Origin of the sequence: Ottowia sp. (assembly GCF_035444425.1) — a bacterium.
Taxonomy (GTDB): Bacteria; Pseudomonadota; Gammaproteobacteria; order Burkholderiales; family Burkholderiaceae_C; genus Ottowia.
Genome location: NZ_DAOMOQ010000018.1, coordinates 19,194 through 39,885, shown reverse-complemented (window position 1 = coordinate 39,885; position 20,692 = coordinate 19,194). Strand labels below are relative to the sequence as shown.

General features: G+C 64.0%; 22 protein-coding genes and 1 tRNA gene. 8 read left to right on the top strand and 15 right to left on the bottom strand.

The window, feature by feature from the left end; genetic code table 11:
* A partial coding sequence (locus PK606_RS09015; RefSeq protein ID WP_324562988.1) for an acetyl-coenzyme A synthetase N-terminal domain-containing protein occupies positions 1-298 on the bottom strand: 298 nt, incomplete at its 3' end.
* Positions 299-499: 201 nt separating this feature from the next.
* Positions 500-1,894 carry a class II fumarate hydratase gene (fumC, locus tag PK606_RS09010; protein WP_324562986.1) on the bottom strand — a complete coding sequence of 465 codons (1,395 nt, stop codon included), beginning with the start codon at positions 1,892-1,894 and terminating at the stop codon, positions 500-502.
* 93 nt (positions 1,895-1,987) lie between these two features.
* Here fumC and PK606_RS09005 point away from each other — a divergent pair, with 93 nt between their 5' ends.
* The gene (locus PK606_RS09005; RefSeq protein ID WP_324562983.1) at positions 1,988-3,538 is read left to right on the top strand and encodes a fumarate hydratase; all 1,551 of its coding nucleotides are present in this window, start codon (positions 1,988-1,990) and stop codon (positions 3,536-3,538) included.
* Positions 3,535-4,428, top strand: a complete 894-nt coding sequence (gene murI, locus PK606_RS09000) for a glutamate racemase (protein WP_324562981.1) — start codon at positions 3,535-3,537, stop codon at positions 4,426-4,428. The genes PK606_RS09005 and murI overlap by 4 nt, the downstream gene beginning before the upstream one ends.
* A 27-nt stretch (positions 4,429-4,455) precedes the next feature.
* Here murI and PK606_RS08995 read toward each other — a convergent pair whose 3' ends face one another.
* From PK606_RS08995 to PK606_RS08985, 3 genes are all read right to left on the bottom strand, one after another.
* Entirely contained in the window at positions 4,456-5,757 is a 1,302-nt protein-coding gene (locus PK606_RS08995) for an MFS transporter (RefSeq protein ID WP_324562979.1), read from the bottom strand.
* A gap of 98 nt (positions 5,758-5,855) precedes the next feature.
* Entirely contained in the window at positions 5,856-6,479 is a 624-nt protein-coding gene (locus PK606_RS08990; protein ID WP_324562976.1) for a DUF6806 family protein, read from the bottom strand.
* Positions 6,480-6,562: 83 nt separating this feature from the next.
* Positions 6,563-6,651 (bottom strand) — tRNA-Leu (locus PK606_RS08985).
* 259 nt (positions 6,652-6,910) lie between these two features.
* Here PK606_RS08985 and PK606_RS08980 point away from each other — a divergent pair.
* The gene (locus PK606_RS08980; protein ID WP_324562973.1) at positions 6,911-7,519 is read left to right on the top strand and encodes a BON domain-containing protein; all 609 of its coding nucleotides are present in this window, start codon (positions 6,911-6,913) and stop codon (positions 7,517-7,519) included.
* Positions 7,520-7,599: 80 nt separating this feature from the next.
* Here the strand turns inward: PK606_RS08980 and uvrB are convergent, their stop codons facing one another.
* The 8 genes from uvrB to PK606_RS08940 form a co-directional block, all read right to left on the bottom strand.
* Positions 7,600-9,729, bottom strand: a complete 2,130-nt coding sequence (gene uvrB, locus PK606_RS08975; protein WP_324562970.1) for an excinuclease ABC subunit UvrB — start codon at positions 9,727-9,729, stop codon at positions 7,600-7,602.
* A gap of 47 nt (positions 9,730-9,776) precedes the next feature.
* Positions 9,777-10,160 (bottom strand): DUF1010 domain-containing protein, encoded by a 384-nt coding sequence (locus PK606_RS08970; protein WP_324562968.1) that lies wholly within the window; start codon positions 10,158-10,160, stop codon positions 9,777-9,779.
* A gap of 89 nt (positions 10,161-10,249) precedes the next feature.
* The gene (locus tag PK606_RS08965) at positions 10,250-10,741 is read right to left on the bottom strand and encodes a DUF4440 domain-containing protein (protein ID WP_324562966.1); all 492 of its coding nucleotides are present in this window, start codon (positions 10,739-10,741) and stop codon (positions 10,250-10,252) included.
* Between the two features lie 88 nt (positions 10,742-10,829).
* A complete protein-coding gene (locus PK606_RS08960) occupies positions 10,830-11,177 on the bottom strand; it encodes a hypothetical protein (protein WP_324562965.1) in 348 nt (115 codons plus the stop codon).
* A 329-nt stretch (positions 11,178-11,506) separates the two neighbouring features.
* Positions 11,507-12,136 carry a hypothetical protein gene (locus PK606_RS08955; RefSeq protein WP_324562963.1) on the bottom strand — a complete coding sequence of 210 codons (630 nt, stop codon included), beginning with the start codon at positions 12,134-12,136 and terminating at the stop codon, positions 11,507-11,509.
* Positions 12,137-12,685: 549 nt separating this feature from the next.
* Positions 12,686-13,390, bottom strand: coding sequence for a DUF6639 family protein (locus PK606_RS08950; RefSeq protein ID WP_324562961.1), 705 nt, complete (start codon positions 13,388-13,390; stop codon positions 12,686-12,688).
* Between the two features lie 57 nt (positions 13,391-13,447).
* Positions 13,448-13,888, bottom strand: a complete 441-nt coding sequence (locus PK606_RS08945; protein WP_324562959.1) for a pyrimidine dimer DNA glycosylase/endonuclease V — start codon at positions 13,886-13,888, stop codon at positions 13,448-13,450.
* An 81-nt stretch (positions 13,889-13,969) separates the two neighbouring features.
* Positions 13,970-14,698, bottom strand: coding sequence for a GIY-YIG nuclease family protein (locus tag PK606_RS08940; protein WP_324562957.1), 729 nt, complete (start codon positions 14,696-14,698; stop codon positions 13,970-13,972).
* Between the two features lie 89 nt (positions 14,699-14,787).
* Here PK606_RS08940 and PK606_RS08935 point away from each other — a divergent pair, with 89 nt between their 5' ends.
* The 5 genes from PK606_RS08935 (at position 14,788) to PK606_RS08915 (ending at position 18,488) form a co-directional block, all read left to right on the top strand.
* The gene (locus PK606_RS08935; protein WP_324562955.1) at positions 14,788-15,129 is read left to right on the top strand and encodes a hypothetical protein; all 342 of its coding nucleotides are present in this window, start codon (positions 14,788-14,790) and stop codon (positions 15,127-15,129) included.
* 69 nt (positions 15,130-15,198) lie between these two features.
* Complete coding sequence (locus PK606_RS08930) at positions 15,199-15,582, top strand: hypothetical protein (RefSeq protein ID WP_324562953.1); 384 nt, start codon at positions 15,199-15,201, stop codon at positions 15,580-15,582.
* Between the two features lie 66 nt (positions 15,583-15,648).
* On the top strand, positions 15,649-15,993 hold the full coding sequence (locus tag PK606_RS08925; RefSeq protein WP_324562951.1) for a hypothetical protein: 345 nt from the start codon (positions 15,649-15,651) through the stop codon (positions 15,991-15,993).
* Positions 15,994-16,096: 103 nt separating this feature from the next.
* Entirely contained in the window at positions 16,097-17,146 is a 1,050-nt protein-coding gene (locus PK606_RS08920; protein WP_324562948.1) for an integron integrase, read from the top strand.
* Between the two features lie 145 nt (positions 17,147-17,291).
* Positions 17,292-18,488, top strand: coding sequence for an amino acid aminotransferase (locus tag PK606_RS08915; RefSeq protein WP_324562946.1), 1,197 nt, complete (start codon positions 17,292-17,294; stop codon positions 18,486-18,488).
* Between the two features lie 155 nt (positions 18,489-18,643).
* Here PK606_RS08915 and dnaB read toward each other — a convergent pair whose 3' ends face one another.
* Together dnaB and rplI are read right to left on the bottom strand one after the other, a co-directional pair.
* Positions 18,644-20,059, bottom strand: coding sequence for a replicative DNA helicase (gene dnaB / locus PK606_RS08910; RefSeq protein ID WP_324562944.1), 1,416 nt, complete (start codon positions 20,057-20,059; stop codon positions 18,644-18,646).
* A 179-nt stretch (positions 20,060-20,238) separates the two neighbouring features.
* Positions 20,239-20,691: a 50S ribosomal protein L9 gene (rplI, locus tag PK606_RS08905; RefSeq protein ID WP_324562942.1), complete on the bottom strand. Its 453-nt coding sequence runs from the start codon at positions 20,689-20,691 to the stop codon at positions 20,239-20,241.
* Between the last annotated feature and the right edge of the window lies 1 nt (position 20,692).

The window sequence follows — 20,692 nt, the reverse complement described above, 5'->3', positions numbered from 1 at the left end:
GCGTGCCCATGTGCTTGTCGAGGCAGTTCACGGTGGCGTTCAGCTCGCCATCGGGGAACCACTTGTAGAACGGCTTGTTCGACTCGTCGAGGACCTTGGTCGGCTCTTTCGACCAGACTAGGTGTTCCTTGGCCAGGCGGCCCCAGAAGCCTTCAAAATCCTTCTCTGCCTCGTCGACCAGCGCCTGGTAGGCGTCCATGCCGCTGATGTGCGCCCCCTTGACCATCTCTTCGCTGGGCGGGAATACGCGGTTCTCGACCAGCATGGATTGGATGGCGACAGATTCACTGGTACTCATGGGTTTCATCTCCTGGTTCTTCGTTGCAGATACGCGGACATTCCCGCCCGCCGAGACCTTACCATCATCCCGTCATGCTCTTACAAAGCACTGACTCGGCGCCGACCTGAGCGCCCCCGTCACTCTACTCCAGCGCAATGCCTCTGATCCTCTCGCATGTGTCGGAAGCCCGGCGCCGCCATCCCGCGGTGCCAGGCCCCATCACACCATGTCCTGCGGCCGCACCCAGGCATCGAACTGATCCGCCGTCAGGTGGCCGCTGGCCAGCGCCGCCTCGCGCAGGCTCAGGCCTTCGGCGTGCGCCTTCTTGGCGATCTGTGCCGCCTTGTCATAGCCGATGTGCGGGTTGAGCGCGGTCACCAGCATCAGCGAGCGCTGCACCAGTTCGTCGATGCGCGCGCGGTTGGGCTCGATGCCGACCGCGCAGTGGTCGTTGAAGCTGACCATGCCGTCGGCCAGCAGGCGCACGCTCTGCAGGAAATTGTGCGCGATCATGGGGCGGAACACGTTGAGCTCGAAGTTGCCCGAGGCACCGCCGATGTTGATCGCCACGTCGTTGCCCATCACCTGCGCGCACAACATGGTCAGCGCCTCGCTCTGGGTCGGATTGACCTTGCCGGGCATGATCGACGAGCCGGGTTCGTTCTCCGGGATGCTGATCTCGCCGATGCCGCTGCGCGGCCCGCTGGCCAGCCAGCGCACGTCGTTGGCGATCTTCGTCAGGCTGGCCGCCAGCCCCTTGAGCGCCCCGTGCGCCTGCACCAGCGCGTCGCACGAGGCCAGCGCCTCGAACTTGCTCGGCGCGGTGACGAACGGCTGGCCGGTCAGGCGCGCCAGCTCAGCCGCCGCCGCCTCGGCATAGCCCGGCGGCGCGTTCAGGCCAGTGCCGACCGCGGTGCCGCCCAGCGCCAGTTCGCACAGGTGCGGCAGCGCGGCGCGCACGTGCGCCTCGGCATGCGCCAACTGCGCCGCATAGCCCGAGAATTCCTGCCCCAGCGTCAGCGGCGTGGCGTCCTGCAGGTGGGTGCGGCCGATCTTCACGATGTCGGCGAAGGCCTCGGCCTTGGCCGCCAGCGTGGCGCGCAGCCGCTCCAGCGCCGGCAGCAGCCGGTGCGTGATCGACTCGACCGCCGCCACGTGCATCGCCGTGGGAAACACGTCGTTGCTCGACTGACTCTTGTTGACATCGTCGTTGGGGTGCACCCGGCGCGCCTCGCCGCGCTCGCCACCAAGCAGTTCGCTGGCGCGGTTGGCGATCACCTCGTTGAGGTTCATGTTGGTCTGCGTGCCGGAGCCGGTCTGCCACACGACCAGTGGAAACTCGTGTGGATGCCGGTCGGCCAGGATCTCGTCGGCCGCAGCCACGATGGCGTCCGCCTTGGCTGCCTCGAGCAGCCCGAGCCGCTGGTTCACCACCGCCGCGGCGCGCTTGACCTGCGCCAGCGCGCGGATGATCTCGCGCGGCTGACGCTCGCCCGAGATGTCGAAGTTCTGCAGCGAGCGCTGGGTCTGCGCACCCCACAGGCGATCGGCCGGCACCTCGATCGGACCGAAGGTGTCGCGTTCGGTGCGGGTCCGCTTGTCAGCGTGGGTCATGGCCAGCCTGTCAGAATCATGGGTTCGAGCAACGGTAGCAGAGCAGCGAAGGCCCTGCTGCCGCTGCAGCATTTCGCGCTGAGAGGACACCCCATGAGCACCATCAAGCAGGACGACCTGATCGAATCCATCGCCGCCGCGCTGCAGTACATCAGCTACTACCACCCGGCCGACTACATCACGCACCTGGCCCGCGCCTACGAGCGCGAGCAGTCGCCCGCCGCCAGGGACGCGATGGCGCAGATCCTCACCAACAGCAAGATGAGTGCGACCGGCCACCGCCCGATCTGCCAGGACACCGGCATCGTCAACGTGTTCCTGAAGGTCGGCATGGACGTGCGCTGGGAAGGCTTCACCGGCAGCCTGGATGACGCCATCAACGAAGGCGTCCGGCGCGGCTACAACCACCCGGACAACACGCTGCGCGCCAGCGTGGTGGCCGACCCGCAGTTCGCACGCAAGAACACCAAGGACAACACGCCGGCCGTGATCGTGACCGAGATCGTGCCAGGCGGCACCGTCGATGTCACGGTGGCGGCCAAGGGCGGCGGCAGCGAGAACAAGAGCAAGCTGGCCATGCTGAACCCGAGCGACAACCTGGTCGACTGGGTGCTGAAGACTGTGCCGACGATGGGCGCCGGCTGGTGCCCGCCCGGCATGCTGGGCATCGGCATCGGCGGCACCGCCGAGAAGGCGGCGCTGCTGGCCAAGCAGTCGCTGATGGAAGACTTGGACATGTACGAGCTGCAGGCCAAGGCGGCCCGGGGCGACCAGCTGACCCAGGTCGAGGAGCTGCGCCTGGAACTGTTCGAGAAGGTCAACGCCCTGGGCATCGGCGCGCAGGGCCTGGGCGGCCTGACCACGGTGCTGGACGTGAAGATCGCCATGTACCCCACGCACGCCGCCAGCAAGCCGGTGGCGATGATCCCCAACTGCGCCGCCACCCGCCACGCGCACTTCGTGCTGGACGGCAGCGGTCCGGTCTACCTCGACCCGCCGAGCCTGGACCTGTGGCCCAAGGTCGACTGGATGCCCGACACCGAGAAGAGCCAGCGCGTCGACCTGAACACCCTGACCAAGGAGCAGGTTGCCAGCTGGAAGCCCGGCCAGACGCTGCTGCTGAGCGGCAAGCTGCTCACCGGCCGCGACGCCGCGCACAAGCGCATCCAGGACATGCTGGCCAAGGGCGAGCAGCTGCCGGTCGACTTCAGCAACCGTGTCATCTACTACGTCGGCCCGGTCGATCCGGTGCGCGACGAGGCGGTCGGCCCGGCCGGCCCGACCACCTCCACCCGCATGGACAAGTTCACCGAGATGATGCTGGCGCAGACCGGCCTGATCGCGATGATCGGCAAGGCCGAGCGCGGGCCGGAGGCGATCGAGGCGATCAAGCAGCACCAGTCGGCCTACCTGATGGCCGTCGGCGGCGCCGCCTACCTGGTCAGCAAGGCCATCAAGACAGCCAAAGTCGTCGGCTTCGAGGACCTCGGCATGGAGGCCATCTACGAGTTCGACGTGGTCGACATGCCGGTCACGGTGGCGGTCGACGCCGGCGGCACCAGCGCCCACATCACCGGCCCGGCCGAGTGGGCCAAGCGCATCGCCAGCGGCGAGTTCAAGGGCATCCCGGTCGCCGCGGCTTGAGCCCGGCGCGGCAGGCCACGGACTGCGACGCCCCGATCGGCGTCTTCGACAGCGGCATCGGCGGTCTGTCGGTGCTGAACGCCTTGCGCGCCGCACTGCCGGCCGAGGACTTCGTCTACGTCGCTGACAGCACCCACGCACCCTATGGCGAGCGCGACGACGCGTTCATCTCGGCCCGCTCGATCGCCATCGCCCACCATTTGCGAGACGCGCACCGCGTCAAGCTGCTGGTGATCGCCTGCAACACCGCCAGTGCGGTGGCGGTGCAGGGCTTGCGCGGCGCCAATCCCGACTGGCCGATCGTCGCCATCGAGCCGGCGCTCAAGCCGGCGGCGCGGCTGACGCGCAGCGGCCAGGTCGGCGTGCTGGCGACGCGCAGCACGCTGGCCAGCGCCCGGTTCCGGGCGCTGCATCGGCGCGTGACCGAAGCGCAGCCCCAGGTCCGCTTCCGAACCGTGGCATGCAACGGCCTGGCGACGTCGATCGAGCGATGGGCGATCAGCGGCAACGATGGCACAGCCTGTGAACTGCTCGATCGCTACCTGGGCACGTTGCTGGCGCCATCCGATGACTGTGAACCAATCGACAGCCTGGTACTCGGCTGCACCCATTACCCGCTGCTGCGACCACAGATCGCGCAGCGCCTGGGGCCTGGAACGCTGCTGATCGACGCCGGCTCACCGGTGGCGCGCCAGGCCGAGCGCTTGCTGCGTGCGGCGGGCCTGCTGCGCACGGCCGGCGACGGTGCCCACCTCCCGCGGGGCCGGCTGGAATTGGCCACCACCGGCGGCATTGCCAACCTGCACGCTGCCGCACGGCGCTGCCTGCAGGCGCCAGCCGGCACGGGCGCCGCGCCGATCAATTTCAGCGTCGCCGCGTTGCCTATCTAGACGTTGCTTCGGACGCGCCGCGCCGCTTCAGCCGGCGCGCGCCGCCGCCGCCCGTCCGCGCGCGAGGTCGATCGGTATCAACGCCAGCAGGCCGGCCACGAACAGCACGGTGGTGGCGGCGATGGCCACACGCTGGTTGCCGCCGGTGGCCCAGGTGATCAGGCCGTAGCCGAGCGGGCCGACGATGCTGGCCAGCCGGGTGGCGAAACTCCACAGGCCGAAGAACTCCGCCAGGCGCGGTGCCGGCGCCAGCAGGCCGACCATCGCGCGACCCGCCGACTGCGAGGAACCCATGCACAGGCCGGCAATGCTGGCGGCCCACCAGAACTGGCCCTTGGTCATGGCCAGCGCGGCGATCGCGCAGGTGGCGATCCAGCCCAGCAGCGTCAGGCCCAGCGTCAGCTTGTGGCCGATGCGGTCCTGCAGGTGACCGCAGCCGAAGGCGCCAAGGGCGGCGGCGATGTTGAGCACGAAGATCAGCAGCATGGTCTCCTGCGGCACGAAACCGATCACCTGCTCGGCATAGATCGCCGCCAGCGTGATCGCCACCGCCACGCCGCCCTGGTAGGCGACGGTGCAGGCCAGCAGCCAGATGAAGTCGCGATAGCTGCGCGCCGCGCGGAAGGTGGCCTGCAGCCGTCGCAGCGCTGCGCCCAGGCTGCCACCCTCGCCCGCCGTCGCGACGCCGCGGGCACGCTCGCGCAGCAACGCGAAGGTGACGCAGGCCGCCAGACCGTAGATGGCGGCCGTGATCAGCATGGTCACCGGCACGAACTGGGCCGCCGGCGCGCCCCTGGCCTGCGCGCTCAGCACGTAGGCCAGGCACACACCGAGGGTCAGCATGCCGCCGATGTAGCCGAAACCCCAGCCCCAGCCGCTGACCTTGCCCATGCCCTCGGGCCGTGCCAGTTCGGGCAGGAAAGCGCCGGTGAGCGACTCGCCGTAGGAGTAGAAGGTGTTGGAGACGACGATCAGCAGCATCGCCAGCGCCACGCCGCCGGGCTGCACCCAGGCCAGCGCCGCCGTCGCCAGCACGCAGGCGGCGGTGAACAGCATCAGCAGCCGCTTCTTGGCGCCGCGCAGGTCGGCCCAGGCGCCCAGGCTGGGCATGGTCAGCATGACGATGGCGTACGAGATCGACAGCGCCACCGTCCAGGCCAGCGGCGCCCAGTCGGCACCGCCCGCCACCCCGCCGACGAAGTAGGCCGCGAACACCGCCGTGATGACCACGGTGGTGTAGCCCGAGTTGGCGAAGTCGTACATCGCCCAGCCGAACAGCTCGCGCCGGCGCACGCCGGGATTCAGGACGTCGGACGAGAACATGGCCATGGGCGCTCCTCGCCGGCCGGCCGCCGGCGCGCGCCGAGCATAGCAAGCGCGGATGACCGCCGGCGCGCGGCGCGCCGGCCCCGGTCAAGCGGCCGAGTTCAGTGCAGGTGGCGCGGGCGGCGCCCGCCGCCGTGCCCCGGCGTGCCGCCGCCCGGGCTGCGCGGCTTGCCGAGCTCGAGCGAGCTGGCCAGCGCGTTGAAGCGCCCGGTGAACAGCTTGTCGATCTCGGCCACCACGCCGCCGAGTTCAGCGCCGTCGAAGTGGCGCTCCATCAGGTTGACCACGTCCTCGACCAGCAGGTCGCGCTGCGCCCGCATGATGGCTTCGGGCGTCGGACCGACGAACAGCAGCACGAAGTCGTCGCGTGCCTCGCGCTGCTCGGCCTCGTCCTCCTCGTCGTAGTCGGCGTCGTAGAACGTCACCTCGATCTGCGAGCCTTCGGCCGACAGCTCGTTGAGGTTCATGCACAGGTCGTCGAGCTGCTGGCGGAAGTCTTCCTCGCCCTGCAGCGTCCAGCACATCTGCAGCAGGTGCTGGTGCGGATCGAAGCGGATGCCCGGCTCGTCCTCGTACAGGCTGGCCGCGCCGTCGGCCAGCGACCTGGCACCGGCGTATTTCCACAAGGGTTTGAGCGCGTCCTGCAGGGCGTTGAAGCCCACATCGGCACGCAACTTCACGTCGCCATGCACGTGAATCTCGAAAGCTGCGTCTTCATGACTCATGGCGTTTCCTTCACTCATGCCCCCGGCCGGCTCCAGGCCGGCGCACCACCCGGATCACCCGCGCCGACAGGGCCGGGACCGATTGGTGCCACCGAGCGGACTCGAACCGCTAAGTCGTTCACACGACAGGGGATTTTAAGTCCCCGGTGTTTACCAATTTCACCACGGTGGCTTGAGGGCAAAACCGGTATTGTGACAGAGGGGCCTGTTCCGCGTGCGTGCCGGGCTGGCGTGGGCGACGCGTCGCCAGCGTGCACTTTCCGGCTTCCGGCACGCGTTACCGGCCGGCCGTGACGACATGCCGCGCCTCGTTTGTCCTACAGCGGTTTCAAGCGTCGCTGACGCGGGCGTGCCGCGCCGCTGCCTACAGTTCAGGTCTGGCGAGGGCGGCGCGGACGCTGCCCTCGCCGGTTCAAACCAAGGAGTGCACCATGAACACCACGCTTCACCGCCTCAGCCTGTTGGCCACCGCGGCAGCCCTGACGGTCGGCCTGGCCGCCTGCGACAGGAACGACAACCGGACCGCCGGACAGCAACTGGATTCGGCCGTCGCCAAGACCGAGGCCGCTGCGCAGGACGCGCAGAACAAGGCGGCCGAAGCCGCCAGTGACCTGAAGGCATCGGCACAAGAAGCTGCGGCCGAGACCAAGGCCGCGGCGCAGGACGCGCAGGCCAACATCGCCGAAGCCGGCCGCGATGCCAAGGAGGCGGCGAAAGATGCCGCCGCTGACGCCAAGGCCGCTGCCAATCAGGCCGGCGCCGAGATCCGCCAGGAGGCGCGCGAGGTGAAGGCCGAGGCCAGCGCCGCGGCCGCCAAGGTCGGCGATGCCGTCGGCGACATCGCCACCACCGCCTCGGTCAACGCCAAGCTGGCGGCCGACAGCGAACTGAGCGCCATCAAGATCGACGTCGACACCAAGGATGGCGTCGTCACCCTGACCGGCCCGGCGCCCAATGCCGCCGCCAAGGCGCGCGCCACCGACATCGCCAAGGCGGTGGACGGCGTGAAGACGGTCAACAACAACCTGACGGTGAACTAGGGACGCCACCGGCGCGGCGAAAACCCGCTCTCGCGAGAGCGGGTTTCTTCATCACCTGATCCGTCGAGGGCACCAGCCGATCAGGCCGCTGCATCGTGTCCCGGCGCGCCGAACACGCGCGTCTTCAGCAGCGCCAGCTGGTCGCGCACCCGCGCGGCCTGCTCGAACTCCAGGTTGCGCGCGTGCTCGAGCATCAGCTTCTCGAGCCGCTTGATTTCCTTGGCGAGGTCCTTCTCCGACATCGCCGTTTCCTCGACCAGGCGTTGGTCCGCCGGCCCGCCCAGCCGCGCGGCGTCGCGCCCGCTCTTCTCGCTGTAGACGCCGTCGATCAGGTCGCGCACTTCCTTGACGATGCCGCGCGGCGTGATGCCGTGCTCGGCATTGAAGGCGATCTGCCTGGCGCGGCGGCGCTCGGTCTCGCCGATGGCACGCTTCATCGAGTCGGTGACGCGGTCGGCGTACAGGATGGCCTTGCCGTCGACGTTGCGCGCAGCACGGCCGATGGTCTGGATCAGCGAGCGCTCGGCGCGCAGGAACCCCTCCTTGTCGGCGTCCAGGATCGCCACCAGCGATACCTCGGGAATGTCCAGACCCTCGCGCAACAAATTGATGCCCACCAGCACGTCGAACGCGCCCAGCCGCAGGTCGCGGATGATCTCGACCCGCTCCACCGTATCGACGTCGGAGTGCAGGTAGCGCACCTTGACGCCGTTCTCGGCCAGGTACTCGGTCAGCTGCTCGGCCATGCGCTTGGTCAGCGTGGTGATCAGCACGCGCTGGTTACGCTGCACGCGCTCGCGGATCTCCTGCAGCACGTCGTCGACCTGATGCGTGGCCGGACGCACCTCGACCTCGGGGTCGACCAGCCCGGTCGGACGCACCACCTGCTCGACCACCTGGCCAGCGTGCTGCCTCTCGTAGTCGGCCGGCGTGGCGCTGACGAAGATCACCTGGTGCATGCGGCGCTCGAACTCGGCGAACTTCAGCGGCCGGTTATCCAGCGCCGACGGCAGGCGGAAGCCATACTCGACCAGCGTGGTCTTGCGCGAGCGGTCGCCGTTGTACATGGCGTTGAGCTGGCCGATCATCTGGTGGCTCTCGTCCAGGAACATGATGGCGTCGCGCGGCAGGTAGTCGGTCAGCGTGGCGGGCGGCTCGCCCGGCGCTGCGCCCGACAGGTGGCGCGTGTAGTTCTCGATGCCCTTGCAGTGGCCCAGCTCGGTCAGCATCTCGAGGTCGAAGCGGGTGCGCTGCTCCAGCCGCTGGGCTTCCACCAGCTTGCCTTCCTTGACGAAATAGTCGAGCCGCTCAGCCAGTTCCAGCTTGATGGTCTCCACGGCCGCCAGCGTCTTCTCGCGCGGCGTCACGTAGTGGCTCGACGGGTAGATGACGAAGCGCGGCACCTTCTGCTGCACCCGGCCCGTGAGCGGATCGAACAGGGAGATGCTCTCGACCTCGTCGTCGAACAGCTCCATGCGCACCGCCAGCTCGCTGTGCTCGGCCGGAAACACGTCGATGGTGTCGCCGCGGACCCGGAAGCTGCCGCGCGCGAAGTCGATGTCCTGGCGCTGGTACTGCATGCGCACCAGCTGCGCGATGGCCTCGCGCTGGCCCTGCCTGCCGCCCACCTTCAGGATCATCCGCATCTGCAGGTAGTCGTCCGGCGCGCCGATGCCGTAGATGGCCGACACCGTCGCCACGATCACCGTGTCGCGCCGCTCCAGCACGCTCTTGGTGGCCGACAGGCGCATCTGCTCGATGTGCTCGTTAATCGCGCTGTCCTTCTCGATGAACAGGTCGCGCTGGGGCACGTAGGCCTCGGGCTGGTAGTAGTCGTAGTAGCTGACGAAGTACTCGACCGCGTTCTTGGGGAAGAACTCGCGGAACTCGCTGTACAGCTGCGCCGCCAGCGTCTTGTTGGGCGCGAACACGATCGCCGGCCGGCCGAGGCGCGCGATCACGTTGGCCATGGTGAAGGTCTTGCCCGAGCCGGTCACGCCCAGCAGGGTCTGGAACGACTCGCCGTTCTCCACGCCCTCGACCAGCTGGTCAATGGCCGTGGGCTGATCGCCGGCGGGCGGGTACGGCTGGTAGAGCTGGAAGGGAGAGTCGGGGAAAGTGACGAATTGACCTTCGGCGGTCGGCGCTGTAGCGACAACCGCTTCAGGTTTGGGCGCGCGGCGAGCAGAGGTGGCAGGCGACGAAGGCATGGGAGCGCGGCGGCGCGACGGGCCGCGCCGGGTTCAAAGCAAACCTATCACGATAAACGACACCTGCCCTGATGTCCACCGCGACAACCGCACGGAGGGAATGAGCCTGGTGCGGGAAATTTGGAACTGAGCAAACGGCCAAAGTAAGCGGCTTGCCGTAGGCAAGTCCGCTTGACTGCAGAGTTAGACCCGAAAACCAGAAGGGAGCGCCCGACGCGAAAGACGGGCGCGGCCCACGAAAAAGCGTTGAGCCACAGAAGCGGCGCAGCGCTGCAAAAATGATAGCTGCTGGCGCTTGCTGTACAAGCGATAGATGCCGAGAATACCTGAAGCCTACGCAGCGCGTGTAGACGAAACCCGGCGAGCGGCCTAAACCCCAAAGGAGAAGCCTTTGAAAAAGTTAAAATGCTGAAATTAATAGCGGCCTGCATAAACTGGGATGAGGGGAATAACGAATGAATTCAGCGGATGGCAAAAGCAAAGCTTTTGGCAGTCTGCTGAAATTAAGAGCTATACCCTGCTACTGCTTCTCTGGCATTACGGAGGAATGATGGCTCGTGATCAGCCACTTTGAACCATCCCAGCGATAGGTGTAGCTGTAGCGACCACTGACCACTGCCCCTGTTTTAGCGAACGTAAAGGTGTAGAGGCCAGCATCAGTGGCCGTGTTGCAACCGATCACTACGAAGCGCAGATCAATATTTCCAGAGGGACGATTCTCCAGGAAATGATGAAAGTAATCCTCCTTTTCCTCTGGGGTCAAGCGAGGTTTGTTGGAAACAGTAGGCAACAGAATGGAGCGCTCCGAATAGTTGGCAACGACCTTATGCGGATCGCCAGTCTGCAATGACTGATTCCACCGATCAAACAATGATGCGACCTCCTGTTCGGTGGTGGCCTTGCAACTTTCGGTGCGTGTGATCTGAGAAGTGGGTGGCGTGCCCCCACTGGTGGAGGCACATCCTGATAGAACAACGCAACCAGTAAGTGCAATCAATGCAAGTGAATTCATCGGACGCTCCTTTCAGCGTGGGTTGGAGGACCCGGGGTTATAACGTTGAAGTTGTGGGGCGGCGCAGCCGTCCCACACGAACGAATTGTTAGGAATGACTGGCTCCATGCTCAATACCCAGCCTTTTCAACTCGGCGCTTAGACTCTCAAATCCGGTATTTGATAATTCGCCGGAGTCAAATGCGAGCTTTGCAGCCTTTGCATATTTCGTCGCGGCCTTGGTGTGGGCTGCGTTGCCGCGTTGCATATTCTTTAGCTGTTCCTCTGTAACATAGTGGGCTGCCAAGTCATGCGCACTCATGAATTCCCCTAGCTTCGTTGCATACCAGCTGACGCCCTGAGCGCTTGCTGCAAGTCCATAACTGGTCGAGAGGATGGCCAACACCTGATTGGCGAGCTTGCCGGTCTTCAGCCCCTTAAAGATTGCGCTCAGCATCAATTTCTCCGTTCTTTCTAACGCCGCGCTCTGCGGCAAATTTGGAGCGCAGCGGAAAATTTGTCCGACAGCAGCGCCTTGTTATGCATTCTCTTGGAGATCTTGAAGTAACACATCGAGTTGGCGCGTAAGTTGAGGCTGGACCGAGTGACAATTAAGTGCAGAGGCCAAGTAATCAGCAACGTTCTCCCGCTGTTCATTAGGGATATCATCAGCTTTCATGATTGAGAGTTCTGTATTGATTTTTTGGCAATCTTGGGGAGACAGCTCTCCTCCATTTTTCACTTGATAAAGTTTGCTAATCGCTGGATTCATATCATGCCCTTTCTTTAGAACGGAATGTCATCATCAAAATCGTCAAATTTGTTATCGACTGGAGCAGGGTCAACAGCCTTCCAAGTCACTCCACCTTCAATGTTCGCGACTGGAATCATCTGGGTTTCACCAAAATAATCACTTCCGTTTCGATATATTCCGGCATGAGCAAACATCATATGAACATTGTGATCTAACATGATATTTTTTGGATAGAATCCGTTTTCATATTTATAGCCTGCTATATAGTTTTGAAGCGCTCGCACAAGGTCTTGAACACTTGGTGGTTCGTGATGAGGCTGGGAAGAAAGAAAACGAGACAGCTCAAAATAACTGATAACATTGTCCCAATCCATTACATGGCGTTCTTCAATTTTAGGCATTAAAAATTCTGCAAATGACGCATCGAATCGTTCGCGACTTTTGATTATTTGATAATCACATCGTGCATCCTCAATACATCTTGCCACCTCAAGCAGGTCTCTATCTGGGGAGAGCAGGCCATTATTTTCCATATTGATTACCCTCTGTGCTTTCGCTAACAGAGCTTGTTCTTCACCAGTAAAAAGAAGCCTGCTTTTTTGAGCCCTCCTAGCTTTTAATAGTCCCATTGGAATTGCGAGCACAATAACTACTGGAATCATTATTATATTAATGATCAATCCAATTATTTTTCCTATTAATCTAGCCACTTTTTCCGCTCATGAGTTGATGTGTAAATGGGAAATTTTCACTGCATACATCCAGCTAAGGATACAAACCGATCGAACAAAATCAGAAATTTATTCTTGGTTTTAATCAGTGTTGCCGCATTTTCGTTGTCTGGGCACTGAACCATGAATTTAGCGCTCCCCCCTGTGGAGGCGAAATGTTGACCAGAAAATTGGCTAAAGCGATGCGTTGCCCCGCAAACGCACTCATATGGAGCCCCATCGTAAAGTGAGAAGTCTCGATTTTGGAAAAGGGGAGTCCCTGCGGCCTTTTTGAACTCTTCCTTATTAAGTATTTTCATAAATTTCTCCAGTGCTTCATAGATGCATAACGTTTGAGCTGAGGGGCGCGCGCAGGCATGGCGCTTGGCCCGCGCGGTGGATGATAAGAACGACCGCCGCGCGGGCCAAGTGCCATGCCGGAGCGCGTCCACTCGAGCGAAGGGTTAGGCCGCATTTCGGAGCCGATGCAAACCGCGAGCCCTACTCCAGCAACGCTTTTCCAGCGAGGACGTCTTGTATGAAGGCAGTCTGGTCTGCAACACTGGAGAAGTGCCGATACGCCTCGGCTCCAAACCGCATAGGGTCGAACATGTACAACAGCGGCGTGAATCGGTCCAGGCTGGTGAAGCCCTCAGTTGGAGTGGCCCGCAATGCACGTGTGCGGAGGTCGGATGGCATCGAGGAGAACATGGCGACGTAGGCCAAGTACTCCTGCGCTTGGATCGTGGGCTTCGGCACCCGGAAGTGGCAGGACGCGACGGCGTGGGCGGCTTCGTGGGCAGCGAGTGACCGGTAGATCTCTCTGTTGATGGCTAGGCCAAACCAAGTCTTGTTGCGGCGGAAGGCGCTGTACGGGACAACGAACACTCGCCGCTTCCGCTCGATATAGCACCCCGCCGCCGTAGGACCAGCCTCCGGCGGAATGCGGCGGGTTACCTCGACAGAAACTGTCTCGATTGGGTGCACCTCGTGATGGGACAGGAACTTCAGCGCTCTAGCCACGCCTACACAGATGTCGGCGAAGTCGGCGTCGATGGCTCCGGCGACAGTGGTGTCTGCGTTCGGGCAAGGTCGAGGCGTCCCACTCGTGCTGGGTTCGGACCAAGCGTTCGTGCTGCTGCCCAGAAGCACGATCGAGGCGAGAACCAGACCCGAAGGTCTATGCAGGTGTACAGCGTGACTCATGCGGCCTAACGCCTGAATTAAGCCGCGCCGCGAAGCGGCGTCGGCTTGAATGAATTGTTAGGCGCCACCCGACGCCCGCTCCCATGATGCCACCGATCCCGGCTGTTGCCGAAATAGCGGGTGACAGGCTGGTGAGGCCAGGTCACTCCAACGAGCCAGCACGGCAGGGCTGCGAGTTGCCAGCTTGCGCTGCAAGTGACCCCACTCAAGCGCGAGTTGCCCGGTGCTGACTGGAATTGGCTGCACCGTGCGAACCGGCCCAATCTTGGACGGGTCAAAAGCATAGCCGCGCTCCGTGGCCTCGGCATGTATCGCTGCAAGGTAGGAGTTGATAGCGAACCTTGGCTGAGTATGCGCTTTGAACCGCTCCAGTTGCGGATGATTGGTGTATCCGCGAGTTTCACCACGGAGGACTGCTTTAGCCAGCAACGACTCCCGCCACAAGGCGACTAAACCTTGCGGGTCGAGATACTTTGGGTGCAATGACCAGAGACGCATGCTGTGGCGCCTAACGTCGCCGATAACCGGCCTGCCGAAGGCAGGTCTGGTTGATTGGCTGGTTAGCTGGCATTGCGTAAATCACATGAACTTCCTACGCCTGAACGCCTTTACGTCCTCAGCCGATAGAGCGAACCACTCCCCGTTGAGTCGCTTGTCTGCGAAACGGCGGTGCCAGTACGACTCGATGCCGTATGGATCGTCCGTCTTGATTCTGTGAACCACCTCGGCGGCCTGCGGCAATTGGATCTTCAGCTGACGGTGTCGCACCTCGACCGAATTGGCCTTACCGATCTTAAAGTGCCGGCCCGACTTAATGAGGTAGACGAATCCTTCGGTTGATACTTGCGCACCTTCACCGCCCAAAACTGCAACGGCGGCGACGGGCTCCCCCGGCTGGTCTGCAATCGTGACTGCAACGTCGGCAAGTCCTTGCTCAGCAGCGAATTCTCGGAGTCTAGTTCGGAGCGCGCCCAAGCCGCCGAATCGACGGTACGTGTTGTGGCTCGGAAGCGCAGGATCCGCATTGCATTCAAAACGAATTTCTGCAGAGGTTGGGAAGCGACCAAGCTTTCGGACGATGCCAGCGGCAGCGGCGAGCACGAGTTCGTCATCCAAGCGAGTGTTCAGCCGCTGCGGCTCGAGACCCGCTTCGCGCACCGCCGCACCCCACGTTGTCCACCAGCGCCCACTCCAGTCGGACTCGCGGATGCCTGTCGCATCGAAGAACGCAATCCTTCCTGGCGCCACGCCGCCGTTTTCGGCAGCGATTCGGCGAATCTCTCGGAGAACATCGTCCTTAGTCAACATCCTTGGCTACCGGTGCAAGCTAACGCCAGCTTAAGCGGCGGCCGTAGGCCGTCCGCTTGAAGCGACAGTTAGGCATCACTGGAGACGACATGACGCGACGATGCAAATGCGAACACTGGCAGGAATGCCCTACGTGCGCGCCGCAAAGGTTCGACGCCGACGGGAAGCGCAAGCCACCCGAGCCGACACCCCTGCAAGCCTGCCGCGCCGAGCTTGAAACGATGCGCGAGGCACTGGCGCTGCATGAGGTCGGAAGTGCATACGCGCACAGGTTGGCCGTGATGCTGGAGTGTGCGCTGTTGGACCCGACCGGCACATGGAACGAAGCGCACGCGCTGCTGGACGAGTACCGCGCAGCGTGCCGCGCCGCAGCACCGATGCAGGAACCGCCGACGTTCATGGGCGAGCCTGTTGTGATGCCCAACGCCTGAATTCACAGGCGGGCGGCTTTATCGCCCGTCCGGTGGAATGACGGGTTATGCGTAACTTTGGAGAAGGACATGGACCTGACAGAAAAAGAGTGGGACGAAGCGAAGCAGTTTGGGCAATACCTGCTGGAGCAAGGAGAGGATGAGAGCGAAGCGGTTGTTGAGTTTCGACGCCAAGACCTGGCCGCGTACCTTGGGATGCTCGGCTTTTGCCACAAAGGAAGCGATGACGTGCAGACTGACGCAGCTAAGAGCACGGCGGCGATTGCGTGGGGCTGGTTGTGGCATGTGACCACGGCGGATGACCGCGTAAAAACTGCGCGGCATTTGCTCGGGCAGATGCTCGACAAAGACCTTAAGCGGTATGGCATCCAGACGGCAAAGGCCGAAGGCGCACAGGTGAACGTGCAGGAAATCGAGGCCGCAATGCTGCGCGGCGAGTTCGGTGACGCATAACGCCAGCTTAAGCGGCGGCCGTAGGCCGTCCGCTTGAAGCGACAGTTAGGCATCACTGGAGACGACATGACGCGACGATGCAAATGCGAACACTGGCAGGAATGCCCTACGTGCGCGCCGCAAAGGTTCGACGCCGACGGGAAGCGCAAGCCACCCGAGCCGACACCCCTGCAAGCCTGCCGCGCCGAGCTTGAAACGATGCGCGAGGCACTGGCGCTGCATGAGGTCGGAAGTGCATACGCGCACAGGTTGGCCGTGATGCTGGAGTGTGCGCTGTTGGACCCGACCGGCACATGGAACGAAGCGCACGCGCTGCTGGACGAGTACCGCGCAGCGTGCCGCGCCGCAGCACCGATGCAGGAACCGCCGACGTTCATGGGCGAGCCTGTTGTGATGCCCAACGTGATTTAAATCGCATATCCGCAGCATAACTGTTAAACCGACATCCCAAGCCGCTGCGATGCATACATCGTAACGCTTGCCAAGACTCAGCACAAGCGTTTATACTGTTTTTGTGAACAGTATAACACCTACTCCACCGAGGTTGCTGGATCAGGTGCGTGCCGCAGCGCGCTATCGGCACTTCGCGCTGGCCACGGAGAAGGTGTACGTGCACTGGGTGCGGGCATTCGTTCGCTTCCACGGCTTGCGGCATCCACGGGAGATGGGTGCGCCGGAAGTGGAGGCTTTCTTGACGCATCTGGCCGAGGCGCGGCAGGTCTCGCCGGCCACGCACAGGCAGGCGTTGGCAGCATTGCTGTTTCTGTACCGCGAAGTGCTGAAGATCAATCTGCCGTGGCTGGCCGAGATTGGCCGCCCGCGCGCGGTGCGGCGCCTGCCCGTGGTGCTCACAGCCGACGAATTGCGGCGCACGTTCGCCTGCCTGGAGGGCAGCGCGTTGCTGCTGGCGCAGTTGCTGTACGGCACAGGTATGCGGGTCATGGAAGGCTTGCGGCTGCGGGTGAAGGACGTGGATTTCGAGCACGGCGCCATCGTGGTGCGCGAGGCCAAGGGCGGCAAGGACCGGGTGGTGATGCTGCCGGCCACGTTGCGCGAGCCGGTGCATGCGCAGCTGGCTCGCGTGCACGCGCTGTGGGCGCAAGACCGCGCCGATGGCGTGCCTGGGGTGGAACTTCCACACGCGCTGGCGGCCAAGTACCCCCGCGCGGGCGAGAGCTGGGCCTGGTGCTGGGTGTTTCCGCAGGCCGCCTTGTCCACCGACCCGCGCAGTGGCGTGCGCCGGCGCCACCACGGTTATGCCGACACGTTCAGGCGGCAGTTGAACCGCGCCATGCGGGCCGCGGGCGTGACCAAACCGGCCAGCCCGCACACGCTGCGCCACAGTTTTGCCACGCATCTGTTGCAGCGCGGCGCCGACATCCGCACCGTGCAGGAACTGCTGGGCCATGCGGATGTGAGCACCACCATGGTCTATACCCACGTGCTGAAGGTGGCCGGCGGCGTGCCCAGTCCGCTCGATACGCTGATGGCACGGCCACCGCAGCCGGACATCGCGCTGGCGGCGGTGGAGGCGATGCCACTTCAACCACTTCATTTTCAATAGCTCCACCGATAAACCCGCCTGGGCTTTCGGGCCGTGTGATTAGAAAGCTGAGAACCAGAGCCGGTAGCCACCGTCGCACAGCCGCGTGCTCTTGCCAACGCCTAAAATCAACCACTTCTTTCTTCTTTTGTCCATAGGCCAACCCATGTCCCTCTTCTCCGCCGTCGAAATGGCCCCCCGCGACCCGATCCTGGGTCTGAACGAGCAGTTTGCCGCCGACACCAACCCCAACAAGGTCAACTTGGGCGTGGGCGTGTACTTCGACGAGAACGGCAAGCTGCCGCTGCTGGCCTGCGTGCAGGCCGCCGAGAAAGCGCTGATGGACGCGCCCAAGCCGCGCGGCTACCTGCCCATCGACGGCATTGCCGCCTACGACAACGCGGTGAAGAAGCTGGTGTTCGGTGCCGATTCCGAGGTCGTGCAGCAGGGCCGCGTGGCCACGGTGCAGGCGCTGGGCGGCACGGGCGGCCTGAAGATCGGCGCCGACTTTCTGAAGAAGCTCAGCCCCAACGCCAAGGTGCTGATCAGCGACCCGAGCTGGGAGAACCACCGCGCGCTGTTCACTCAGGCGGGCTTCGAGGTGGGCACCTACCGCTATTACGACGCCGCCACGCGCAGCCTGAACTTCGACGGCATGCTGGCCGACCTGAAGGCCGCCGCGCCCGGCACCATCGTGGTGCTGCACGCCTGCTGCCACAACCCGACGGGCTACGACATCACGCCTGAACAATGGGCGCAGGTGATCGAGGTGGTGAAGGCGGGCAAGCTGACGGCCTTCCTGGACATGGCCTACCAGGGCTTCGCCGAAGGCATTGCCGAAGACGGCGCGGTGGTCGGCCAGTTCGTGGCGGCGGGGCTCGACATCTTCGTCTCCACCTCGTTCAGCAAGAGCTTCAGCCTGTACGGCGAGCGCGTGGGCGCCCTGTCGGTGGTGTGCGCCAGCAAGGAAGAGGCGGCCAAGGTGCTGAGCCAGCTCAAGATCATGATCCGCACCAACTACAGCAACCCGCCCACGCACGGCGGCGCGGTGGTGGCCCTGGTGCTGGAAGACCCCAAGCTGCGCGCGCAGTGGGAAGAAGAACTGGCCGGCATGCGCACCCGCATCAAGGCGATGCGCCAGGCACTGGTGGACGGCCTGAAGGCCGCGGGCGTCAAGCAGGACATGAGCTTCATCACCACGCAGGTGGGCATGTTCAGCTACTCGGGCCTGTCGAAGGACCAGATGGTGCGCCTGCGCAGCGAGTTCGGTGTCTACGGCACCGACACCGGCCGCATGTGCGTGGCGGCGCTGAACAGCGGGAACATCGACTACGTATGCCAGTCGATCGCGAAAGTGATGTAACCCCCTGAGCGCTCACGCGCCTTCCCCCTTTTTGCTTCGCAAGGGGGACAACGCCAGCGGCCGGCGCAGGTCCGTCCGCGGCGTTCGCTGGTTTGGCCTGCTCCGCGGCCTCTCGATTGGTGCCAGCGGTTGTGGTCGTCGCTAAAGACTAAAGATCAGAAATCGTCACTGCTGCCGATCGCCAGGCTCTCGAAGCGGGTCAGCGGCTTCAGGAAGGTGAGCTTGACGGTGCCGGTGGGGCCATTGCGCTGCTTGCCGATGATGATCTCGGCCACACCGGGTTCGCGCGAATCCTTGTTGTAGTAGTCGTCGCGGTAGATGAACATGATGATGTCGGCGTCCTGCTCGATGGCGCCGGATTCGCGCAGGTCGCTCATCATGGGGCGCTTGTCGGTGCGCTGTTCCACGCTGCGGTTGAGCTGCGACAGCGCCATCACCGGGCATTGCAGTTCCTTGGCCAGGGCCTTCAGGCCGCGCGAGATCTCGCCCAGCTCGGTAGCGCGGTTCTCGTCGCCCGAACTGCTGCCGCTCATCAGCTGCAGGTAGTCGACCACGATCAGGCCCAGCTTGCCGCACTGGCGCGCCAGCCGGCGCGCGTTGGCGCGCAGCTCGGACGGCGTCAGGCCGGGCGTCTCGTCGATGTGCAGGCTGACGTTGCGCAGCCGCTCGATGGCCTCGGTCAGGCGCGGCCACTCCTCGTCGGTCAGCTTGCCGGTGCGCAGGTGGCTCTGGTCGATGCGGCCGATCGAGCCGACGATGCGCACCGCCAGCTGCGAGGCGCCCATCTCCATCGAGAACACCGCCACCGGCAGGCCCTCGTTCAGCGCCACGTGCTCGGCGATGTTGATGGCGAACGCGGTCTTGCCCATCGACGGCCGCGCCGCCAGCACCACCAGGTCGCCCGCCTGCAGGCCGGCGGTCATGCGGTCGAGGTCGTAGAAGCCGGTCGGCACGCCCGTGACGTCATTCGGGTTGTCGGCCATTTCCTGCACGCGGTCCAGCAACTGGACCACCAGGCTGTCCATCGGCTGGAAGCCCTGCTTCATGCGCGAGCCCTCTTCGCCGATCTTGAAGATCTTGCCCTCGGCCTCGTCAAGGATCTTGTCCACCGCCCGGCCCTGCGGGTTGAAGGCGCTGGTGGCGATCTCGTCGCTGGCCGTCACCAGCTTGCGCAGCACCGAGCGCTCGCGCACGATCTCGGCGTAGCGGCGGATGTTGCTGGCGCTCGGCACGTACTGCGCCAGCGAGTTCAGGTACGGCAGGCCGCCGACCTCATCGGCCTTGCCCTGGCGCTGCAGTTCCTCGAACACGGTGATGACGTCGGCCGGCTTGGTCTCGTTGATCAGCTTGCCGACCACGGCGTAGATCAGGCGGTGCTCGTAGCGGTAGAAGTCGGAATCGATCAGCAGGTCGCCGACCCGGTCCCAGGCCTCGTTGTCGAGCAGCAGGCCGCCCAGCACGCTGGATTCGGCCTCGATAGAGTGCGGCGGGATGCGCAGCTGGGCGATCTGGCGGTCGGTGGGCAGGTCGTCGCCCAGATCGGCGTAGCTGGGTGGAAAAACGGAGGACATCGATCAGGGTACGGCAGGGGCAGGCGGTCATGCTACGCGCTTGGCCCGGTCTTGTCATGGGACAAGCCTGTGGACAAGCGGTGCAGCGGCGGTAGGTTGCCGGTCGCAGCCTGTTGACAACGGCGGGCGAAAAAGAAGAAAGCCGCCCGGTGGGCGGCTTTGCAGCGGAGCGCGGCCGGTCAGGCGGTTTCGCCGTACACCGCCACCGTGATCTCGGCATCCACGTCGGTGTGCAGGGAAACCTGCACCGTGGTGTCACCGACGGTCTTGATCGGGCCAGTCGGCAGGCGCACCTGCGACTTGTGCACGTCGAAACCCTGCTTCTTCAGCTCGTCGGCGATGTCGTGGTTGGTGACCGAGCCAAACAGGCGGCCATCGACGCCGGCCTTCTGGGTCAGCTTGATGGTCTGCCCATTGAGCTTCTCGCCCACCGCCTGCGCGGCGGTCAGCTTGTCGGCGGCCTGCTTTTCCAGTTCGGCGCGGCGCGCCTCGAACTCGGCCTTGGCGGCGGCGGTGGCGCGGCGCGCGCGGCCGCTCGGGATCAGGAAGTTGCGGGCGTAGCCGTCCTTGACCTTGACGATCTCGCCCAGGTTGCCGAGGTTGACGACCTTGTCCAGAAGAATGACTTGCATG

Bases quoted from the DNA above. Each gene is read 5' to 3' on its own strand.
- uvrB (WP_324562970.1), bottom strand. From the start codon at position 9,729: ATGCCTTCGTCGCCTGCCACCTCTGCTCGCCGCGCGCCCAAACCTGAA.
- PK606_RS08925 (WP_324562951.1), top strand. From the start codon at position 15,649: ATGACGCGACGATGCAAATGCGAACACTGGCAGGAATGCCCTACGTGC.
- PK606_RS08965 (WP_324562966.1), bottom strand. From the start codon at position 10,741: ATGAATTCACTTGCATTGATTGCACTTACTGGTTGCGTTGTTCTATCA.
- rplI (WP_324562942.1), bottom strand. From the start codon at position 20,691: ATGCAAGTCATTCTTCTGGACAAGGTCGTCAACCTCGGCAACCTGGGC.
- PK606_RS08940 (WP_324562957.1), bottom strand. From the start codon at position 14,698: ATGTTGACTAAGGACGATGTTCTCCGAGAGATTCGCCGAATCGCTGCC.
- PK606_RS08980 (WP_324562973.1), top strand. From the start codon at position 6,911: ATGAACACCACGCTTCACCGCCTCAGCCTGTTGGCCACCGCGGCAGCC.
- PK606_RS08955 (WP_324562963.1), bottom strand. From the start codon at position 12,136: ATGATTCCAGTAGTTATTGTGCTCGCAATTCCAATGGGACTATTAAAA.
- PK606_RS08935 (WP_324562955.1), top strand. From the start codon at position 14,788: ATGACGCGACGATGCAAATGCGAACACTGGCAGGAATGCCCTACGTGC.
- PK606_RS08945 (WP_324562959.1), bottom strand. From the start codon at position 13,888: ATGCGTCTCTGGTCATTGCACCCAAAGTATCTCGACCCGCAAGGTTTA.
- PK606_RS08930 (WP_324562953.1), top strand. From the start codon at position 15,199: ATGGACCTGACAGAAAAAGAGTGGGACGAAGCGAAGCAGTTTGGGCAA.
- PK606_RS08950 (WP_324562961.1), bottom strand. From the start codon at position 13,390: ATGAGTCACGCTGTACACCTGCATAGACCTTCGGGTCTGGTTCTCGCC.
- PK606_RS08970 (WP_324562968.1), bottom strand. From the start codon at position 10,160: ATGCAGGCCGCTATTAATTTCAGCATTTTAACTTTTTCAAAGGCTTCT.
- fumC (WP_324562986.1), bottom strand. From the start codon at position 1,894: ATGACCCACGCTGACAAGCGGACCCGCACCGAACGCGACACCTTCGGT.
- PK606_RS08915 (WP_324562946.1), top strand. From the start codon at position 17,292: ATGTCCCTCTTCTCCGCCGTCGAAATGGCCCCCCGCGACCCGATCCTG.
- dnaB (WP_324562944.1), bottom strand. From the start codon at position 20,059: ATGTCCTCCGTTTTTCCACCCAGCTACGCCGATCTGGGCGACGACCTG.
- PK606_RS08960 (WP_324562965.1), bottom strand. From the start codon at position 11,177: ATGCTGAGCGCAATCTTTAAGGGGCTGAAGACCGGCAAGCTCGCCAAT.
- PK606_RS09005 (WP_324562983.1), top strand. From the start codon at position 1,988: ATGAGCACCATCAAGCAGGACGACCTGATCGAATCCATCGCCGCCGCG.
- PK606_RS08995 (WP_324562979.1), bottom strand. From the start codon at position 5,757: ATGGCCATGTTCTCGTCCGACGTCCTGAATCCCGGCGTGCGCCGGCGC.
- PK606_RS08990 (WP_324562976.1), bottom strand. From the start codon at position 6,479: ATGAGTCATGAAGACGCAGCTTTCGAGATTCACGTGCATGGCGACGTG.